Origin of the sequence: Haloferax sp. Atlit-48N (assembly GCF_003383015.2) — an archaeon.
GTDB lineage: Archaea > Halobacteriota > Halobacteria > Halobacteriales > Haloferacaceae > Haloferax > Haloferax volcanii.
The window spans coordinates 200,953-219,984 of the sequence record NZ_CP137692.1; the positions used below are offsets into that span (position 1 = coordinate 200,953).

Sequence of the window (19,032 nt, forward strand, 5' to 3'; positions counted from 1 at the left end):
ATTTCGCTAAGGCAGGCAGACTCCCCGCCGACATGATATGAGATTCCAGATTTTCCAGTCAATTCGGCCGACCGCCGAGTCGACACAGACGGCCGACGGAGCGCGACCGACGCGAGGTGGACGCCGATGAGCGCCGAGGTGGGCGTCGAATCCCACGTCGACGACGGCGTCACCATCGGCTACGGCGACGGCGACGACCCGGTCATCGGTGACCGGGCGCGAATCCGCGCCGGCACCATCGTCTACGACGACGTGACCATCGGCGACGACTTCGTCACCGGCCACAACGTCCTCGTCCGCGAGCACACGACCATCGGCGACGAGGTGCTCCTCGGGACCGAGACGGTCGTCGACGGCACCACGACCATCGGGTCGCGCGTGAGCATCCAGACGAACGTCTACATCCCCACCAACACCCGCATCGGCGACGACGTGTTCGTCGGTCCGGGCGTGGTGATGACGAACGACCCCTATCCGGTCCGCACCGACGCGGAGCTGGTCGGCCCGAGAATCGAGAACCACGCCTCAATCGGCGCGAACGCGACGCTCCTCCCCGGCGTGACAGTCGGGGAGGGCGCGTTCGTCGCCGCCGGCGCGCTCGTCGTGAACGACGTGCCGCCGCGCACCCTCGCCGTGGGCGTCCCCGCCGTCCACCGCGACCTGCCGGAACAACTGCGGGGAGAAAACAGGATACGACGATGAGTGCAGACCACATCTCAATCGCCGCGCCCCAGCTCGGCGCGGCGGAACGGGACCGAATCGCGGCCGTCCTCGAAAGCGGCATGATAGCCGACGGCCCCGAGGTCCGGGGCTTCGAACGGGAGTTCGCCGACTACTGCGAAGCCGACCACGGCGTCGCCACCTCCAACGGGACGACGGCGCTCCACGCCGCGCTCCACGCGCTCGGCGTCGGCCCCGGCGACCGCGTCCTGACGACGCCCTTCACGTTCATCGCCACGGCCAACGCCGTCGCCTTCGCGGGCGCTGAAGTGGGCTTCGTCGACATCGACCCGCGAACGTACAACATCGACCCCGACGCGCTCGAAGCGCGGCTCCGGGCCGGCGAGCGGGTGGACGCGGTCATCGCGGTCCACCTCTACGGCCTCCCGGCGGACATGACGCGGCTCGCGGAGCTCGCAGCGGAGTACGACTTCCTGCTCGTCGAGGACGCCGCGCAGGCTCACGGCGCGGCAGTCGAGGGACGACGCGTCGGCTCCTTCGGCGACGCCGCGTGCTTCTCGTTCTACCCGACGAAGAACATGACCACGAGCGAGGGCGGCATGATTACGACAAACCGCGCCGACGTCGCCGAGCGCGCCGCCCGGTTCGTGGACCACGGCCGCGTCTCCGGCTACGAACACGCCGAGGTCGGCCACAACTTCCGCATGACGAGCATCGCCGCGGCCATCGGCCGGGTCCAACTCGAACGTCTCCCCGAGTTCACTCGCGCGAGACAGGCCAACGCCGCCGCGCTCACGGAGTACCTCGAAGACTCGCCGGTCACGACGCCTCACACGCCGCCGGGCCGGACCCACGTCTTCCACCAGTACACCGTCGCCTGCGACGGTATCGAGCGCGACGCCCTCAAGTCGTACCTCGACGCGAAGGGCATCGCCACGGGCGTCTACTACCCGAAGCCCGTCCACAAGCAGCCCGCCTACGAACACCTCGCGGTGTCGGCTCCGGTCGCGGAAGAAGCCGCGACACGGGTGCTCTCGTTGCCGGTCCACCCCGGACTCAGCGAGGCCGACGTGGAGCGCGTCGGGACTGCGGTCGCCAACTACGCGGAGGTGGCGAGGTGAGCCGAAAATCCGCCGGACTCCGCGCCGACGGCGGCCAAGAGCGGCCGGTTCGAGCGGGCGTCGTCGGCGTCGGGTCGATGGGAACCAACCACGCGCGGGTCTACGCGGAGCTTCGCGGCGTCGAACTGGTCGGCGTCGCCGACGCGGACGCGGACCGCGCCGCCGAGGTCGCCGCCGACTTCGGCACCGACGCGTACGGCATCGACGGCCTGCTCGACCGCGTGGACGTGGTAACGGTCGCGGTGCCGACGCCCTATCACGCGTCGGTCGCCCGGCAGTGCATCGACGCCGGCGTCCACGCGCTCGTCGAGAAACCCTTCGTCGACGACCTCGGCGTCGGCGCGGAGTTGGCCGCGCTCGCGGAGGACCGCGGCGTCGTGCTCCAGGTCGGCCACATCGAGCGGTTCAATCCGGCCGTCCGCGCCCTCCCCGACCTCCTCGACGGCGTCGAACCCATCGCCATCACCGCGAACCGGCTCGGCCCGCCGCTGAACCGCGAGATGGGCGACGGCGTCGTCATGGACCTCATGATTCACGACATCGACGTGGTGCTCTCGCTGGTCGATGCCGAGGTCGACCGCGTCGCCGCGACCGCCACGCCCGACGAGCAGTACGCGACGGCGCAGGTGACGTTCGACAACGGCGTCATCGCCTCGCTCACGGCGAGTCGGCTCACCCAGCAGAAGACGCGGACCCTCGACATCACCGCGCGCGACCGGCTCATCCGGGTGGACTACCTGAACCAGTCGGTCCAGATTTTCCGCCAGTCGCGCCCGGACTACCTCCGGGACAACGGGGGCGTCCGCTACCGCCACGAAGTGGTGATGGAACAGCCGATGATTTCCACCGGCGAGCCGCTGAAACGCGAGTTACAGGCGTTCGTCGACGCCGCGACCGACGGCGGCCCCGTCCTCGTCTCGCCGGCCGACGGCCTGCGCGCTATCGACCTCGCCCGGCGCATCGAGGCCGACGCCGAATCGACGGTTCGGAGCGTCGAGACCGCGGAGACTGCGGAAAATGCAGAGACCGCGGAAGCCACGGAAAACGCTGAGACTACGGAACCCTCGGAGGGTCGACGATGAGCCGCGAGCACCCCGGACTGTACGGCTCCGACCGCTCGCCCGACGAACAGACGCGGGCCCTGCGCGCCGGCGAGGTCCCCGTCGCGGTGTACGGCCTGGGGAAGATGGGCCTCCCGCTGGCGGCCGTCTACGCCCGCGCGACGGGCACCGTCACCGGCGTCGATATCAGCGAGGACGTGGTTCGCGGCGTCAACGACGGCGAGTGCCACGTCGCGAAGGAACCGGGACTGCCCGAGTTAGTCGCCGAGCAGGCCGAACGCGGCGCGCTCCGGGCGACCACCGACGGCGTCGCCGCGGCCGAGGGAGCCGCGATTCACGTCATCATCGTCCCGACCCCCCTGACCGACGACCGCGAACCCGACCTCGCGGCGTTCGAGGCCGTCCTCGACAGCATCGCGCGGGGGCTCGCGCCCGGCGACCTCGTCGTCGTCGAGTGTACCGTGCCGCCGGGAACGAGCAAAGACCTCGTAATGTCGTACCTCGCGGACCGAAGCGGCCTCTCGGCCGGCGAGTTCGGCGTGGCGTTCTGCCCCGAGCGAACCTCGTCGGGCCGGGCGCTCCGCGACATCACCGAGTCGCACCCGAAAATCGTCGGCGGCGTCGACGCCGAGAGCACCCGCGTCGCGGCGCTCGTCTACGGCGAGCTTACCTCGAACGAGGTGATTCCCGTGCGCGACGCGACGACCGCGGAGGCCGTGAAGCTGTTCGAGGGCGTCTACCGCGACGTGAACATCGCGCTCGCCAACGAACTCGCGCGGCTCCGCGACGACCTCGGCATCGACGTGACCGAGGCAATCGACGCGGCCAACACCCAGCCGTACTGCGACATCCACGCGCCCGGGCCGGGCGTCGGCGGCCACTGCATCCCGTGGTACCCGTACTTCATCACGAGCCGCGTCGAGGCCGGGACGCCCCTCCTCCTGACCGCCCGCGAGGTCAACGACAGCATGCCGGCGTTCACCGCCGACAAGCTCCGTGACGAGCTGGCTGCGGCGGGCCGAGAGATACGGGGCGCGACCGTCGCCGTCCTCGGCGTCACCTACCGCCCGGGCGTCGCCGAGACCCGCGCGACCCCCGCCGCGGGCGTCATCGACCGACTGAACGACCTCGGCGCGACCGTCCTCGCGGTCGACCCGATGCTCTCAGACGAGGTCGTCGCGTCCTTCGGCGCGACCCCCGTCTCGCTCTCCGACCTCCCGAACCGCGCCATCGACGCGGCCGTGGTCGTCACGCCGCACGAGGAGTTCGACGGCATCGACTGGGCCGCCTTCGACGACCTCGTCGTCGTCGACGGCCGCGGCACCCTCGGTGACATCGGCCACCGCGTGTACGAAATCGGCGGCGGACCGCGGGGCGAGTCGTCCGAGACCGAGGCCGGCCCCGAGATTGCGGCCGACTCGTCGCACGGAGGGCCGGGCCGATGAGCCGTCTCAAGGTGCTCTCGGTCGTCGGCGCGCGCCCGCAGTTCATCAAGGCGTTCCCCGTCTCCGACGCGCTCAGACGCGACCACGACGAGGTGCTCGTCCACACCGGCCAGCACTACGACGAGTCGATGTCGGGCGTGTTCTTCGACGAACTCGCCATCCCGGAACCGGACTACAACCTCGGGGTCGGCTCGGGCGGCCACGCCGCCCAGACCGCCGAGATGATGACCCGGCTGGACGCCGTCGTCTCCGACGAAGCCCCCGACGTGGTGCTCGTCTACGGCGACACCAATTCGACGCTCGCGGCGGCGCTCGTGGCCGCGAAGCGCGACCCCGCGCTGGCGCACGTCGAGGCCGGCCTGCGGAGCCACAACTGGGCGATGCCCGAGGAGGTCAACCGCGTGCTCACCGACCACTGCTCGGACCTGCTGTTCGCGCCCTCCGAGTCGGCCGCCGAGACGCTGGCGGCCGAGGGCATCCGAAACGGCGTCTCCGTCACCGGCGACGTGCAGTACGACGCCGTCCTCCGGGTCCGCGAGGCCGCCCGCGAGCGGTCGACGATACTCGACGACTTCGACCTCCGAGACGGCGAGTACGTCCTCGCGACGGTCCACCGCGCCGCCAACACCGACGACCGCGACCGCCTCGGAGGCATCGTGGAGGGGCTGGCGTCGTCGGAACTCCCGGTCGTCTTCCCGGTCCACCCGCGGACCGAAGGGGCGCTCGAAGCCAGCGGCCTCTGGTCGCGGCTCGCAGACGCCGAGAACGTCGTTCTCGTGGAGCCGGTCGGCTACCTCGATTTCGTCCGCCTGCTCGACGGCGCGGAGCGCGTCGCCACCGACTCCGGCGGCGTCCAGAAAGAGGCGTTCTACCTCGACACCCGGTGTCTCACGCTCCGCGACGAGACCGAGTGGACAGAGACCGTCGACGCCGGCTGGAACGTCCTCGTCGGCGCGGACGCGGCCGCGATTCGGGCGGCGCTGGCCGACGACGACCCACTTCCCGAAAAGCCCTCGCTGTACGGCGACGGGAGCGCCGCCGAGCGAATCGTCGCCGCGCTCTCGGAGTACGGGGATGCGTGAGAAGACGGGAGATGCGGACGCGCGAGATGGCCCCGGCGAGACCGCCTCGGAACCGAGCGGGCCCGGCGAACCCGGCTCCGGTCCCGGCTTCGCGGTCTGTCTGACTCACGACGTGGACCGCCCGTACAAGACGTATCAGGGGCTGTACTACGCGGCGAAGTCGAACCCCGGCTACCACCTCCGGACGCTCCTCCGGCGGGAGAACCCCTACTGGCAGTTCGAGGATATCATGGCGCTCGAACGCGACCTCGGCGTCCGCTCGTCGTTCTACTTCCTCAACGAGCCGAGCCTCCTCGAAACAGGGTCGCTCTCGGACTGGCTCGAACCGAAAAACTGGGTCGAACACCTCGGCCGGTACGACCTCGACTCGGCGTCGATAGCCGACGCCGTCCGCGACCTCGACGGGGGGGGCTGGGAGGTCGGCATCCACGGCTCGTTCCGGTCGTGCGACGACTTCGACCGCCTCCGAACCGAAACGCGCGAACTCGAAGCGATACTCGGCCACGAACTCGTCGGCGGCCGCCAGCACCACCTCAAACTCGGGCCGAACACGTGGCGCTACCACCGCGAACTCGGCTTAAAGTACGACGCCAGCCCCGGGTCGAGTTCGGAACACGGCTTCCAACACGGTTACCGGCCGTTCAGACCCTTCGACGACGACTTCGTCGTCTTCCCGCTGACGCTGATGGAGGTGTCGCTTCCCGACCCCGGGTCGGCGTTCGATGAGGCGTGGGCCGAATGCGAGCGCCTGTTGGACGAAGCCGAGGCGAACGACGCCGTGATGACGGTGCTGTGGCACCCGCGGTACTTCAACGAGGACGAGTTCCCCGGCTACCGCCGGCTCTACCGCCGCATCGTCGAACGGGCGCTCGACCGCGGCGCGTGGGTCGGCCCCGTCGCGGACTACTACCGCGAGTTCCTCGCCGAGCGCGATTCCAGCGACTCCGACGATGCCGGCGACGATTCGGACGGGAGGGCGACCGACAACGCGACCACCGACAACGCGACCGCCGGCGGTTCGAACTACTCTCTCCCCCGGTAGAATCCGGCGTCGTCGGTCGGTATCGGCCCCATAACAAAGCCACGAGCGGGCTTCCTCTCGGACAGCCAACACCCTTCAGAGAGGCTATTCTGCACCATGAAACAACCAACGCAGTATCACCGCGACGGCGACGACGCGGCCGACACGGAGCGACTCCAGCGGTACGTCGAGGTGCTCGACGACGTGCTCGACTACGCCCGCGACCGCGACTACAAGGGCTGGGACTACGGCGACGGCATGAGCAGCAGGCTCCTGCTTTCGGTCCCCATCGACAACCGCTGGTTCAACCTCGCGGTCCAGGAGTTCATCAAGCGCTCGCCCGTCAACGTCCGCCCGCTGTTCCTCGTGGAGCAGCGCCGGAATTTCAAGGGCATCACGCTGTTCGCCATGGCGAACCGGACCCGCGCCCAGTTGGCCGAGCGGTTCGACGGCGACCGCCCGGCGGAGACGTACCGCGACGACGCGGCATCGCTGACGGAGTGGCTCGTCGAGAACCAGGCCAGGGGGTACAGCGGCTTCGCCGGCAGTCACCGCCACGTCATCCAGCACATCTCCGGTCGCAACGGCCCGCGGTCGGGGATTCCGCACTCACCGAACATCGTCTCGACGGCCTACGGCGTCAAGGCGCTCCTCGCGGGCCGGGAGTTCGACCCCGACTACCCGGACATCGCCAAGACCGCCGTGGACGTGCTACTCGACGACCTCAACTACCGGCCGAAAGACGACGGCGCGGTCATGGACTACTACCTCTCGCACCCGAAAGACAGCTACACGCTCAACGCGCTGGCCATCGGGGCGCGGCTGTTCGTCGAGCTGTACGACCACTTCGATGACGAGGAACTGCTCGAACGCGCCGAGAAGGTGTACGACTTCGTCGCGTCGAAGCAGACCGACCGCGGCGGGTGGTACTACCGCGAGCCCGCGAGCGCCTCGCACCTCTCGATGGATAACCACCACAACGGCTTCATCGTCGAGTGCTTCCAGCGCTACGAACAGGTCGTCGGCAGCGGTCGGTACGACGAGACGCTCGCTCGCGGCCTCGACTTCTACGCCCGCGAACTGTTCGACGAGGACGGCGCGCCCAACTTCGACGAGGAGCATCCCTACCCGCGGGACATCCACGCGACGGCGCAGGGCATCCTCGTGTTCGCCTACGCCGGCCAGTACGACCGCGCCGAGCGCGCCATCGACTGGGCGCTCGCGAACATGTACGTCCCGTCCGAGGGCCGGTTCTACTTCCGCAAACACCGCTTTTACACCAAGCGCATGACGCTCATGCGGTGGTGTCAGGCGTGGATGGCCTACGCCATCGCCGAGTACGTCGCCACCAGAATCTCCGGGGAACCGACGCACGGCTACGGCATCGACGCCGACGGTATCGAGCGCCTACGGGCGGCGACAGAGACCCCCTGACGGCGTGTAGGCCGGCGCGAACGCCGGCTAGTCGCTTCATAACAAATCCCCGTCCTCCCGTCACAGTAGTTCGAGAATGTCTTTTCGAATGATACACGCCGACGCGACCCGACCGAATCGCGGGTCGATTTACGGAGCCGCCGAATCGGCCGGTGAATCGGCTTATTTCGGCCGGTTCGGTCGGACCGGACATCTCGAACGCGTCGCCCGGAATCGCTGCTGTCGACGACAACGGACGCAATGCGAAGACCGCCGGTCGGCCCGCAGTCTATGACCATCGAAATCGTCGAGTTCGACGAGCGCGACCGCGACGAGTGGGACACGTACGTCAGTCGGTCGAGTCAGGCGAGCCTCTTTCACCAGTACGAGGCGCTTCGGCTCCAAGCGAACTACTCGAACTCGAAGCTCCACCTGCTCGTCGGCTACAAGACCGAGGAGCCGGTCGGCCTGTTCCCCGTCTTCGAGATTCGAAAGGGGCTGGTCAAGACGGCGTTCTCGCCGCCGCCGCACATCGGCGTCCCCTACCTCGGGCCCGTGATGCTCGACGCCGGCAACATCAAGAGCCGGAAGTTCGAGCGCCGCCGCAACCAGTTCATCGACGGCTGTACCGAGTGGCTGGGCGAACACATCGGCCCGAGCTACACGCACGTCCGCGTCGGTGACTACTACACCGACATGCGGACGTTCCTGTGGGGCGGCTGCGACGTGTCGCCGAAGTACACCTACAACGTCGACCTGACCCGCGGCGAAGAGGACCTCCTCATGTCGTTCAGCCGGAGCGCCCGCCGGAACATCCGCGACGGTCGAAAGCTCGTCTCGGGTATCGAGGAGGGCGACCGCGACGACATCTGTTCGATTCTCACGCTGGTCAAGAACCGCTACGAGGAACAGGATTTGTCGTTCGACGTGCCGCCGCAGTTCGTCATGGACCTGTACGACTCGCTCCCGAAAGGCCAAGTTCGGCCCTACGTCTTCCGGTACGACGGGGCGTTCGTGAGCGGAATCGTCGTCCTCCAGTACGGGGACACGCTCTACCGCTGGCTCGGCGGCGTCCGCCCCCAGTTCGATTTCGGCATCGACGTCAACGACCTGCTGGACTGGCGCATCATGCGCGACGGCATGGACGACGGGATGCGCCGCTACGACCTCGTCGGCGCGAACAACCGCCGACTCAACCGCTACAAGAGCAAGTACAACCCCGAACTCGTCACGTTCTACCAGATAGAACACGGCGCGCTCCCGGTCAGAACCATCGCGCACCTGTACAAGAGCCGCCTCGGCCCCGGCATCGAGATGCTGTCCCGGGGAAACGGGACGAGCCTCCCGTCGCGGCTCGTCTCGGGGTTCCTCCAGCGATGACGACCCGCTCGACGAGCCGACCGACGCACCGACCGACGCGTCAACCCACGCACCAACCGACGACCACCCACCCACACGACCACGACCTATGTCACAACTCCGTATCGAACCCCTGAGCCTCGACGAGTGGGGAGCCGCGCTCCCCGCGTCGGGCACCGAAGTCTTCCACACCCCCGCGGTGCTCGCCGCCATCGACGAGCACTTCGACGGCGAAATGCACCTGTTCGGCGTCTTCAAGGGCCAAGAGCCGGTCGCGCTGTTCCCGACGTTCGTCCGCCGGAACCCCCTCGGACGGGTCGTCGTCTCGCCGCCGCCGTCGATGGCGATTCCGTACATCGGCCCGGTGATGATGCCGAACAGCCCGAAACAGAGCGCCTACGAGTCGGTGAACCGCGAGTTCGCCGACCTCGTGGTCGAGGAGCTCGGCATCCGCTCGAACCGGACGTTCGTCCGCCTGCTCTGTTCGCCGGCGTACCTCGACCCCCGCCCGTTCGAGTGGACCGGCTTCGCGGTCAAGCCCTCCTTCACCTACCGACTCGACCTCGGCGGGCGCTCGCTCGACGAGATACAGGCCCAGTTCAGCAGCAGCCTCCGCCGCGAGATTCGGCAGGCGCGCGAACTCGACATCACCATCGCGGACGAGGGACTCGACGGCGCTCGCGTCGTCTACGACGACGTGGTCTCGCGGTACGACGAGCAGGACGAACCGTTCGGGATGCCGTGGGAGTTCGTCGAGTCGCTGGTCGAGAACCTCGGCGACCGGTGTCGGGTGTACGTCGCCCGCGACCCAGGCGGCGAGTATCTCAGCGGGATGATTGTCCCCTTCTCCGACGAGGTGGGCTACTTCTGGCTCGGCGGTGCGCGGGGAGAGTACGACGGCGTCAGCATCAACAGCCTGCTGCACTGGACCATCATCGAGGACATCGTCGAGGACGAGGCGCTCGCGTCGGTCACGAAGTACGACCTCGTCGGCGCGAACACGGAGCGGCTCTGCAACTACAAATCCAAGTTCGGCGGCGAACTCGTCCCGTACTACGTCGTCGAGTCGACCGGCGTCGGGATGAACCTCGCAAAGCGGACCTACCAGCTCCTGAACAAGGGGTCGGAGCGAATCGCCACGAAGTGAGTCGTCGGGGTCACACGACACGCCGCAGCGCCCGCGAGACGCGGGCGACCGCGCTCACGCCATCTGCTGTGTTTGGATGACGTGCCAGATGTTCTCGGCGTCGTCGGTGATGCCGTACACCCGCCCTTTTCGGCGCTGTTCCGGGACGAGCAGTTCCACGAGCGAGCGGTCTCTGAGTTCCTGTAACGCCCGCGAGACGTGGGCGACCGCGCTCTCGGAGTCGGTGGCGATTTGCGTCGGCGTCGCCGGCCCCTCCGAGAGTCTATCGAGAACGGAGACGCGGTAGCGAGAGCTGATGACGAAGCCCACGTCGTCCCACGGCACGTCGTCGGTTCCACCGACGGAGCTCACGCAACGCCCACCTCGCTTAGGGCGGCGGGGCGGTCGGCGGTCGTGACAGCCAACGGGGACGGGACCGCCGACCGTGACAGAGACGAAACTACCGAAAACAGACGAGTTAACGGAACGTTAACCGCGATGTCGGCGGGTGCCCGGCGTGCCGGCCGCATCGGTTCGGTGCGCATTCGTTCGTTAGTACGAACTTAATTACATAAAGTCACCGTTTGAATTATATTCGGCTATTCCTGAGTGTCTCGAGTTTATGGATGTCACGCTGACAGGAGTTCGGTCGAGTGCCCGTCGGCGTGGAGGAGGCTCGGCGGTCGACGGCGACGCGGCGATGCAGCGGCACGGCGATGCAGGCGACGCGCGGGAGGACGCGGCCTCGGCTCAGAATCCGGAATAGCTACGGCGACCGGCGGAAATGCACGACTCGATGACCGACACCTCGTCTTCGCTTCGAATCCTCCTCACCAACGACGACGGTATCGACGCGCCCGGCATCGCCGCCATGCGCGAGGAACTCACCGCCGTCGGCGACGTGACCGTCGTCGCGCCCGCCGAGAACCAAAGCGGCGTCGGCCGCGCCCGCAACGAACACGCGGTCCGCCGCGACCACCCGTGGGGGTACGCTCTCGAAGGAACCCCCGCGGACTGCGTCGCCTACGCCCTTCGCGGCCTCGACGCCGACTTCGATATCGTCGTCTCCGGTATCAACGACGGCCCGAACGCGGGCAACTACGTCGTCGGCCGGTCGGGAACCGTCGGCGCGGGCGTCGAGGCCGCGTTCCTCGGGACGCCCGCCGTCGCCGTCTCCAGCTACCACGCCCGGGACTTCTTCTGTCACCCGCCCGAGGAGTACGACTTCTCCCGTCCCGCGCGGGTCGCCCGTGCCCTGACCGAGCGCGTCTTCGGGACCGACGCGTTCGACGAAGTCGACCTCCTGAACGTCAACGCCCCGGCGGACGTGCCGAGCCCCCGAATGCGCGTGACCCGCCCCTTCGCGGACTACGACCAGCAGGTCGACCACGACCCGGACGCCGGCGCGCTTCCGGACGGCGACCGCGAACACGACCTCGACGACGACGAGGTGTACGTCCGGTTACAGGACATTTCGTGGCCGGACTCCGTCGGCTTCGAGAACCCGTTCCCGCTCGACGACGAACACCGCGACCGCTATCCGGTCGGGAGCGACCGCCGCGCGATGGTCGACGGCGAAGTGAGCGTCTCGCCCCTCGCGGTCCACCACGGCCACGCGACGGACCCGCGGCTGGCGAGCATCGTCGAGAGCCTCTCCGAACAGGTGGAGTAGCGCGGAAGTCAGCCGGAAGCGACGACGCTACGACCGCGCCAACTGCCCGGTCTGCGAGAGGTACGCGGCGAGGTCCGACGTGGCAATCATCCCGATGACGCCCTCCTCCTCGTCGACGACGGGCATGTGGTGAAAGCCGTGTTCGGTCATCGACTCCGCGACGGAGAGGATGGAGTCCTGCGCGCCCGCGGTAATCACGTCCGTGGTCATGTACCGCTCGACGGTCGTCTGCGCTTTCGGCTGGCTCTTGGCGACGATGTCGACGAAGTCCGTCGTCGTCAGGATGCCTTCGAGCCGGTTGTCCTCGTCGACGACGATGACCGAACTGATGTTGTTGTCGAGAATCAACTGCGCCGCGTCTTCGACGAGCGTGTCTGGCGTGACCGTGTGGAGGGTCGTGGACATGAGTCTCGCGACGAATACGTCTTCCATGGTAATTGCTGACAGACAGGGCGGATAAATGTTGGCTTCGCGTACAGTTTCGTGGGGAGGTACATCGGGATGACGACCGCGGGCCCCGGCCGCGACTGCCCCCGCCGCGGGGCTTAATTCCCCGGCGACGTAACCGAGGCTATGGGAAGCACACAGACTGCGACGTTCGGCGGCGGCTGTTTCTGGTGCGTCGAAGCCGCGTTCAAGGAACTCGACGGCATCAGCGAGGTCACCTCTGGCTACGCCGGCGGCGAGACGGAGAACCCGAGCTACGAGCAGGTCTGTTCGGGGAGCACCGGCCACGCCGAGGTCGTGCAGGTCGACTACGACCCCGCGGTCGTCGGCTACGACGAACTGCTCGACGTGTTCTTCGCGGTCCACGACCCGACCCAACTCAACCGACAGGGGCCGGACGTGGGGACGCAGTACCGCTCTATCGTCCTGTTCCACGACGACGAACAAAAGCGACAGGCGTCGGCCTACATCGATGCGCTCGACGAGGAGTACGACGACGAGGTGGTCACGGAGTTAGTTCCGCTCGAGACCTTCTACGAGGCGGAGGAACACCACCAGGACTACTTCGAGAAAAACCCCAACGATGCGTACTGCCAGTTCCACGCGAGCCCGAAAGTCGAGAAAGTCCGCGAGAAGTTCGCCGACAAACTCGCCAACTGAGCCGGGTGCGGCGGCCGGTGGACACCACCATGTCCGCAGTATACTCTCGATAGCGCCGCTGAGTAATCGATTTCTGGTGAAGATGGTGACCCGTGCAACGTCGGAGGCGACGTTCGAACAGTCGAAACCGGACGGACTTCGAGCGCGGTGGAAACCGCGAGGAGAGCGCGGACAGTCGGGGCAGTCTGAACAGTCAAAGCGGTCTCGACAGTCAGAGCAGTTCAAACGGCGCGAACAGCGAAGGCAGTCGAAACCGTCCACGCGGTTCGCACCGCTCGCGAAGTCCGCACTTCCCCCGAGTTTTAGAATTCGTATACAGTCTACAAATTGTGGGAATTGTAGAATCTTCAGACAGTTTGTGCCGCGTGAGATTCGTACGCTGTGAGAACAGCAAAGAATGCGAGCGATGTCCGAGAATCGGACACGGTGAGCGAAGTAGAGACTTCTCAGGCCGGGACGGAGGCGAGTCACCGGCCGTCGATGGTCGAACGTTTACAATTTGTAGAAATTGTAAAAATTATAAAGAGTGCAGAATGTAGACGAAGTCCCAACGGTTCAAAAGTCGTGGATAAAATTATGTGGCATGCCGCGGAACGTCCGTTCGAACCTCCAGATGTCCGCACAGTCCGCAGTTCAGACGGAGTTTGCACCGCCCAAACAGCAGACACAGTGTAGACTGTGTACAATTTGTAAACATCGCGTTCCGCGGGAGGGCAGATAGGTGTCGCGAGCCGTGAGCGTCTCCCTCCAGAAGGGCGGGGTCGGAAAGACGACGATAGCCATCAACCTCGCCGATGCACTCGCCGCGCGGGGGAACGACGTGCTGTTGGTGGACCTCGACCAGCAGGGGAACGCGACCGAGGGCGTCGGGCTGAAAGACGACTACGAGTCGTCGGAGCCGAACATCGGCGACGTGCTGACCGACGACGACCCCATCGACGTGCGCGAAGTGATACGCGACCGCGAGGGCTTCGACGTGCTCCCGTCTCACGTCGACCTCGACGACATCGAAGACCGCGTTCGGAACTCGACGTTCGGCATGCTCTGGGTCCGTCGTCGAATCGTCGACCCGCTTCTCGGCGACGACTACGACTACATCGTCATCGACTCGCCGCCGAGTCTCGGCCCGCTGTCCGACGCGGCGCTCATCGGAACCGGGAACGTCGTCGTCCCGCTCCTCATGAGCGAACCGAGCGTGAGCGGCTTCGAACGGATGTTCGAACAACAGATCGGCCCGATTCGCCGCGAGGTCGACCTCGACATCCTCGCTATCGTCCCGAACGACCTCACCGGAAACAACGAGGAAAAACGAATCATCCGCGACCTCGAAGACTCGCCCTTCGAGCAGTTCATCCCGCCGTTCGCCCGCTCGGACCTGTTCGACGACCCCGACTCCAAGGGGCCGGGCATCAGACACCGAATCGCGTTCAGTCGCGCCTGGCGCGACGGGAAGACCCTCCGAGAGTACGACCCGTCGAACGACATGTTAGACCGACTCGACCGGCTCGCGGAAATCGTCGAGCACGGAGGGACCGACGATGCCTAAGGAGAACCGATTCGCCGGTCTCGGCGAGGCGATGGAATCCGAGTCGGAACCGGACGCAGAATCCGACGACGAGCAGACCGCGGACGAGGGCACCACTGACAAATCCGAGAAGTCGGAACCCGAACCAGCGGTCGAATCCGAGTCCGAGGGCGACTCTACGCCGGACTCGAAAGCCGAATCCGACCCGGAATCAGACGAAGCGAGCGAGAGCGATGACGCGGGCGAAGGCAGCGAAGTCGCTGAGAGGAACGACGGCGACGAAGCCGAAGAGGCAACTGAATCGAACGCCGAGGCAGACGGCGCGGAAAGCGCCGCCGACACGGAGCAGGCGACGGAGACGGCGGGCGGCCCGGCGTTCGAGTTCGAGGCGACGACCGCAAAGAGCATCTACGTCCGAACCGCGACGCTCGACCGACTTGACGACGCCGAGTTCGAAGTCGAGTCGCTCCTCCGCCGAGAACACGACGTGCGCGACCTGACCGGCCGCGAGTTCCACGACGCGCTCGTCCGCGTCGCCGCCGAGTACCCCGAAGAAATCGTCGATGCCGTCCTCGAACGTCGCAACGAGTGACGCGTGGCAAACGAGTCCGGGGAGACCGTACGGTGATGGCGCGGAGCGGGACAAACGAGCGCTGGAAGAGACAGTAAAACCGTTCCGGACATCGGAAAAACAGCGGACAACGTGGTGTTCGAGACCCGTGGTCCGTCGACTGCCGACTGACCAGCGATAATCGACGACGAATCCGAGATAAGAGATAAGCGACTGGCGAACACCGCCGCGTCCGCTGTTGTCACAGCCCCGAGACCGCAGGTCGATTTTACACGGTGAAAACGCGACATCGAACACCAGTATGTCCGCTGTTGTGACGATGACGAGCCGCACAGAGCGTCGCTACCGGGGAGATAGCTCGTCGTGGGCGGACGGTCACACCACGATGTCCGCTGTTTCAGTAGTCGGCTAACGTTGCCGGATTACTGCGGACAGAGTGGTGTTCCGACTGGTCGGGACTGAACCGAGCGGTCGGCGCACCCGACCGAGCCACGTTTCCGCAGAGCAGGTCAACGACCAGTCGTGCCGACGCCGCCACGGGGAACTGTTCCACCGAAACCGGATGTGCCACCGAAACCGGATGCGAGGTCACACCACGATGTCCGCGGTACTGAGCGTCGACCTACCTACTGCTCGATGAAGTCGTCGAGCGTGCTCGTTTTGTCGCCGTCGAGGAAGGGTTCGACCGTCTCGTGAACGCCGACGAGTTCGATGGTGTCGCGCATGGCCGAAACGATAAGTCCGACGTCCATATCGAGGGCGTATTCGCGGTACGTCCCGCCGCGTCGACCCTCGTTTCGCTCGGTGACGGAGACGATACCGAGCATCGCGAGCTCGCTGAGGTGGTCGCGCATCCGCCGCGGGACGAGCGGGTCGCGGTTGGCGAGTTCGGTAAACCGGGTGTAGCGGGGGCGAACGTCGCGGGAGCGAATCGGCGTCTCGTCTTCCAGTTCGAGCGTCAAAAGCGAGTAGAGCACGAGGTGGCCGTGTTCGGTCAGTCCGTTGATTCCCTCCTTGATGCGGCCGCGTTCGAGGGCGCGTCGGCCACGTTTGACGTGCTCTTCTTCGATGCGGTCGGTGTCGTCGTCGCGGGCCAGGTCGCCGGCTTTCATCAACAGGTCGATAGATTGGCGGGCGTCCCCGGCGTCTTTCGCTCCGTAAGCGGCACAGAGCGGTATCACCTCGTCGGAGAGGACGCCCTCGCGGAACGCCACTTTCGCGCGCTGTTCGAGGATGGCTCGGAGGTTCTTGGCGTTGTACGCCGGGAAGTGAATCTCCTGTTCGCACAGGGAGCTTTTGACCTTCGGCGAGAGGTCGTCGCGGAACGAGAAGTCGTTGGAGATGCCGATGAGTCCGACCTTCGCCGCGTCGAGGTTCCCATTGGCCCGCGCTCGCGGAAGTTGGTAGAGAATGCTGTCGTCGTTGACGTGGTCGATTTCGTCGAGGACGATGATTATCGTCCCGCCGCAGTCGTCGAGTTCCTGCCAGAGCATCTCGTAGACGGAGCCGAGCGGGTAGCCCGTCGTGCTGATCTGGTTCGACTCCGACCGGAACTCGTTGACGAGGCGGGTCGCAATCTGATACGAACTCGTGAGTCCGTCGCAGTTCAGGAAGACGACGGTGAGGTGGATGTCGTCGTAGTGGCTCGCGTCCTCGCGGAGGTGACCGAGTAAGTACCGCGACGCGGCGGTCTTGCCGACGCCGGTCTTCCCGTAGAGGAAGATGTTGTTGGGCTGTTCGCCGTTGATAACCGGTTGCAGTGCAGCCTGGAAGGTACGGAGTTCCTCGTCACGCCCCACGAGTTCCTCGGGTTGGTAGTCCTCGCGAAGGGCGTCCCGGTCCCGATAGATCTCGGTGTCCCGCTCGAATAGGGGCATACTACCACGGTTCGACCACTTCGTTGATAAAACCACCGCGTCCGGAGTGTCCGCTGTTCTCGTTCTTTATATATTTAGGCGGGGACACACCCCCTCCACTTTGTCCGCTGTTCTGGGAGACGACGGTAACCGGTGGAACAAGTGGACGGGTTTGTTTGTCTTGATATAGAGAAAGATTTATAATACTATAATTTAAACTAAGTCCGTAATACAGGCAACTATACTAGTTATATAGTAGCTGTTTGAGGACGGCTTGTTTTATTCGCTCATCTATACATCTAAACTAACCTTCCCGATTGGAAATCCGTGGAAAAGAGCCGTCTCACGCCGACGGGGGGTACCGCTTCGCACCGAGAACAGCGGACAAAGTGGTGTGAGTGTTCCCCGTCTCACCAGCCGACTCGTCTTCACACCCACATTCGTCGAGAACAGCGGACAACGTGGTGTCTGTGTCAACACTCACCGAACACATCTCGACCGCTCGTCGACGTGGGTCGTCACACAATCGCGTGGTTTGTCTCGTCCGGTCGAGTCGACCGACTTCGTCGCTCGCCTTCGGTTACCGACGGAATCCGTTCTCCGTGGTTCTCTGTGACTCTACGAAGCTCCGTGAGTCGGTAAAAGCGTCTTTTTAGGAGCTGACACGACGAACAACTGCGGACATAGTGGTGTTGTAGGGGAATCGTGGATGGCCTCGTCAAATCGTGAACGACCCCGTCACCGCCTGCTCTCAGCGACGACTCAGTGTCGACTCAGTGACCACCCAACGACGAACCGGCGATGGCCGACCGCGAACATGGCCGACCGCGAGCGAGGCCTCCAACGGAATCACCAACGAAACCTCGAACAGTGTTTGTGGGTCGTTGTCACGACGTATCTCCCTCTCTTGGCGGCCAATCTGTCGGAAAACAGCGGACAACGTGGTGTTCGAACCCCCAACCATCCAGTTTCAACGCCGTGACATTTGCTATCACGAGTATCCGATAAGTTATCCGTCTCCGTCCCCGAGCAAGAATGTGAGTGAAAATCAAGGGCGTCGAAACCTTCGAATGCCCAACGACAACGAGCTGTTCGCAGTCGTCACAGAGCACAACGGTGGCAACCACGTCCGAATCCGCTGTGAAGACGGAAAGAACCGCATGGGCCGCATCCCCGGCCGCATGAAGTACCGCACGTGGATCAACGAGGGCGACGTCGTGCTGGTCGAACCGTGGGACTGGCAGGACGAGAAAGCCAACATCGAATGGCGCTACACCGGCGAGGACGCGGACCAGCTTCGGCGCGAAGGCCACATTCAGTAATCATTTTCTCCGAAAGGAGAGTTTATCTCGCCTGACGACCAGCCGCGGCTCTACGATAATCTCGGAGTTTCTCTCCAGCGATACTCACTTCGCGCCGACCGACCAGAACAGCGGACATAGTGGTGTTGTTCTCGTCGCGGTCCGCGGCGGACCGTATCGGGTGTCCGCCTCGATTCTGCGTTCGCCTCACTCGAACACGTCGACGAACCGCGGCGCGGAAAGCGCCCGCAGGTCGTCCGGCGTGAGTTGGAACACGGCTTCGGGAGTTCCCGCAGCGGCCCAAATCCGGTCGAACGACTCGAACGTCGGGTCCGCGAGGACGGGACAGTCGGTCGCGTGGCAGGTCGGCGGTACGCCGCCGATGCTCCAACCGGTCGCCGCTTTCACTTCGGAGGGGTTGGCGCTTCGAACCGAGCCCTGTTCGGCATCGAACTCGGAGCCGAGCGAGGCTTCGTCGACGCGGTTCGCACCGCTCGTGAGGACGACGACCGTCTCGTCGCCCACGCGCATCACGATGCTCTTGACGATTTGGGCGACGTCGCAGCCGACGGCCGCAGCCGCGTCGTCGGCCGTCTTGGTTCCCTCGGGGAACTCCTCGATGGTCGCTTCGAAGCCGTGAGAATCGCGTACTTGGTCGGCAAACTTGCGCGCCGTGGGATGCATGCCCAGG

General features: G+C 65.6%; 18 protein-coding genes. 14 read left to right on the top strand and 4 right to left on the bottom strand.

Annotation, left to right across the window (positions count from 1 at the left end; all coding sequences use genetic code 11):
• The first annotated feature begins 126 nt into the window (after positions 1-126).
• The 9 genes from DEQ67_RS17475 to DEQ67_RS17515 all read left to right on the top strand — a co-directional run bounded on the left by DEQ67_RS17475 (position 127) and on the right by DEQ67_RS17515 (position 10,330).
• Entirely contained in the window at positions 127-702 is a 576-nt protein-coding gene (locus DEQ67_RS17475; RefSeq protein ID WP_006601032.1) for an acyltransferase, read from the top strand.
• Complete coding sequence (locus DEQ67_RS17480) at positions 699-1,802, top strand: DegT/DnrJ/EryC1/StrS family aminotransferase (protein ID WP_004043138.1); 1,104 nt, start codon at positions 699-701, stop codon at positions 1,800-1,802. The genes DEQ67_RS17475 and DEQ67_RS17480 overlap by 4 nt, the downstream gene beginning before the upstream one ends.
• The gene (locus tag DEQ67_RS17485; RefSeq protein WP_115803820.1) at positions 1,799-2,884 is read left to right on the top strand and encodes a Gfo/Idh/MocA family protein; all 1,086 of its coding nucleotides are present in this window, start codon (positions 1,799-1,801) and stop codon (positions 2,882-2,884) included. The genes DEQ67_RS17480 and DEQ67_RS17485 overlap by 4 nt, the downstream gene beginning before the upstream one ends.
• Entirely contained in the window at positions 2,881-4,308 is a 1,428-nt protein-coding gene (locus DEQ67_RS17490; RefSeq protein WP_115862020.1) for a nucleotide sugar dehydrogenase, read from the top strand. Before DEQ67_RS17485 ends, DEQ67_RS17490 begins: the two co-directional genes overlap by 4 nt.
• Positions 4,305-5,390, top strand: coding sequence for a non-hydrolyzing UDP-N-acetylglucosamine 2-epimerase (wecB, locus tag DEQ67_RS17495; RefSeq protein WP_115862022.1), 1,086 nt, complete (start codon positions 4,305-4,307; stop codon positions 5,388-5,390). The genes DEQ67_RS17490 and wecB overlap by 4 nt, the downstream gene beginning before the upstream one ends.
• Positions 5,383-6,432, top strand: a complete 1,050-nt coding sequence (locus DEQ67_RS17500; protein ID WP_115803818.1) for a polysaccharide deacetylase family protein — start codon at positions 5,383-5,385, stop codon at positions 6,430-6,432. The genes wecB and DEQ67_RS17500 overlap by 8 nt, the downstream gene beginning before the upstream one ends.
• A gap of 96 nt (positions 6,433-6,528) precedes the next feature.
• Positions 6,529-7,845 (top strand): antibiotic ABC transporter permease, encoded by a 1,317-nt coding sequence (locus DEQ67_RS17505; protein WP_115862024.1) that lies wholly within the window; start codon positions 6,529-6,531, stop codon positions 7,843-7,845.
• 270 nt (positions 7,846-8,115) lie between these two features.
• The gene (locus tag DEQ67_RS17510; protein ID WP_115803816.1) at positions 8,116-9,204 is read left to right on the top strand and encodes a lipid II:glycine glycyltransferase FemX; all 1,089 of its coding nucleotides are present in this window, start codon (positions 8,116-8,118) and stop codon (positions 9,202-9,204) included.
• An 88-nt stretch (positions 9,205-9,292) separates the two neighbouring features.
• On the top strand, positions 9,293-10,330 hold the full coding sequence (locus DEQ67_RS17515; protein ID WP_115862026.1) for a lipid II:glycine glycyltransferase FemX: 1,038 nt from the start codon (positions 9,293-9,295) through the stop codon (positions 10,328-10,330).
• A gap of 54 nt (positions 10,331-10,384) precedes the next feature.
• Here the strand turns inward: DEQ67_RS17515 and DEQ67_RS17520 are convergent, their stop codons facing one another.
• On the bottom strand, positions 10,385-10,681 hold the full coding sequence (locus DEQ67_RS17520; protein ID WP_004043146.1) for a winged helix-turn-helix domain-containing protein: 297 nt from the start codon (positions 10,679-10,681) through the stop codon (positions 10,385-10,387).
• A 424-nt stretch (positions 10,682-11,105) separates the two neighbouring features.
• On the opposite strand from DEQ67_RS17520, the gene surE reads away from it, so the two are divergent.
• Positions 11,106-11,981 carry a 5'/3'-nucleotidase SurE gene (gene surE / locus DEQ67_RS17525; protein ID WP_115891622.1) on the top strand — a complete coding sequence of 292 codons (876 nt, stop codon included), beginning with the start codon at positions 11,106-11,108 and terminating at the stop codon, positions 11,979-11,981.
• A 27-nt stretch (positions 11,982-12,008) separates the two neighbouring features.
• Here surE and DEQ67_RS17530 read toward each other — a convergent pair whose 3' ends face one another.
• On the bottom strand, positions 12,009-12,413 hold the full coding sequence (locus tag DEQ67_RS17530; protein WP_004043148.1) for a CBS domain-containing protein: 405 nt from the start codon (positions 12,411-12,413) through the stop codon (positions 12,009-12,011).
• Positions 12,414-12,554: 141 nt separating this feature from the next.
• Here DEQ67_RS17530 and msrA point away from each other — a divergent pair, with 141 nt between their 5' ends.
• From msrA to DEQ67_RS17545, 3 genes are all read left to right on the top strand, one after another.
• A complete protein-coding gene (gene msrA / locus DEQ67_RS17535; protein WP_004064715.1) occupies positions 12,555-13,088 on the top strand; it encodes a peptide-methionine (S)-S-oxide reductase MsrA in 534 nt (177 codons plus the stop codon).
• A 721-nt stretch (positions 13,089-13,809) separates the two neighbouring features.
• Positions 13,810-14,634: a ParA family protein gene (locus tag DEQ67_RS17540; protein ID WP_115803814.1), complete on the top strand. Its 825-nt coding sequence runs from the start codon at positions 13,810-13,812 to the stop codon at positions 14,632-14,634.
• On the top strand, positions 14,627-15,205 hold the full coding sequence (locus DEQ67_RS17545; RefSeq protein ID WP_115862028.1) for a hypothetical protein: 579 nt from the start codon (positions 14,627-14,629) through the stop codon (positions 15,203-15,205). The genes DEQ67_RS17540 and DEQ67_RS17545 overlap by 8 nt, the downstream gene beginning before the upstream one ends.
• A gap of 605 nt (positions 15,206-15,810) precedes the next feature.
• On the opposite strand, the gene DEQ67_RS17550 is transcribed toward DEQ67_RS17545, so the two are convergent.
• Positions 15,811-17,061: an orc1/cdc6 family replication initiation protein gene (locus tag DEQ67_RS17550; protein WP_004040991.1), complete on the bottom strand. Its 1,251-nt coding sequence runs from the start codon at positions 17,059-17,061 to the stop codon at positions 15,811-15,813.
• Between the two features lie 1,016 nt (positions 17,062-18,077).
• Here DEQ67_RS17550 and eif1A point away from each other — a divergent pair.
• Positions 18,078-18,362 carry a translation initiation factor eIF-1A gene (gene eif1A, locus DEQ67_RS17555; RefSeq protein ID WP_013035036.1) on the top strand — a complete coding sequence of 95 codons (285 nt, stop codon included), beginning with the start codon at positions 18,078-18,080 and terminating at the stop codon, positions 18,360-18,362.
• Positions 18,363-18,548: 186 nt separating this feature from the next.
• On the opposite strand, the gene DEQ67_RS17560 is transcribed toward eif1A, so the two are convergent.
• The gene (locus tag DEQ67_RS17560) at positions 18,549-19,025 is read right to left on the bottom strand and encodes a YbaK/EbsC family protein (protein ID WP_004040989.1); all 477 of its coding nucleotides are present in this window, start codon (positions 19,023-19,025) and stop codon (positions 18,549-18,551) included.
• Between the last annotated feature and the right edge of the window lie 7 nt (positions 19,026-19,032).

Coding starts and splice junctions, on each gene's coding strand:
- DEQ67_RS17475 (WP_006601032.1), top strand. CDS start 127: ATGAGCGCCGAGGTGGGCGTCGAATCCCACGTCGACGACGGCGTCACC.
- DEQ67_RS17480 (WP_004043138.1), top strand. CDS start 699: ATGAGTGCAGACCACATCTCAATCGCCGCGCCCCAGCTCGGCGCGGCG.
- DEQ67_RS17490 (WP_115862020.1), top strand. CDS start 2,881: ATGAGCCGCGAGCACCCCGGACTGTACGGCTCCGACCGCTCGCCCGAC.
- wecB (WP_115862022.1), top strand. CDS start 4,305: ATGAGCCGTCTCAAGGTGCTCTCGGTCGTCGGCGCGCGCCCGCAGTTC.
- DEQ67_RS17500 (WP_115803818.1), top strand. CDS start 5,383: ATGCGTGAGAAGACGGGAGATGCGGACGCGCGAGATGGCCCCGGCGAG.
- DEQ67_RS17505 (WP_115862024.1), top strand. CDS start 6,529: ATGAAACAACCAACGCAGTATCACCGCGACGGCGACGACGCGGCCGAC.
- DEQ67_RS17510 (WP_115803816.1), top strand. CDS start 8,116: ATGACCATCGAAATCGTCGAGTTCGACGAGCGCGACCGCGACGAGTGG.
- DEQ67_RS17515 (WP_115862026.1), top strand. CDS start 9,293: ATGTCACAACTCCGTATCGAACCCCTGAGCCTCGACGAGTGGGGAGCC.
- surE (WP_115891622.1), top strand. CDS start 11,106: ATGACCGACACCTCGTCTTCGCTTCGAATCCTCCTCACCAACGACGAC.
- DEQ67_RS17530 (WP_004043148.1), bottom strand. CDS start 12,413: ATGGAAGACGTATTCGTCGCGAGACTCATGTCCACGACCCTCCACACG.
- msrA (WP_004064715.1), top strand. CDS start 12,555: ATGGGAAGCACACAGACTGCGACGTTCGGCGGCGGCTGTTTCTGGTGC.
- DEQ67_RS17545 (WP_115862028.1), top strand. CDS start 14,627: ATGCCTAAGGAGAACCGATTCGCCGGTCTCGGCGAGGCGATGGAATCC.
- DEQ67_RS17550 (WP_004040991.1), bottom strand. CDS start 17,061: ATGCCCCTATTCGAGCGGGACACCGAGATCTATCGGGACCGGGACGCC.
- DEQ67_RS17560 (WP_004040989.1), bottom strand. CDS start 19,025: ATGCATCCCACGGCGCGCAAGTTTGCCGACCAAGTACGCGATTCTCAC.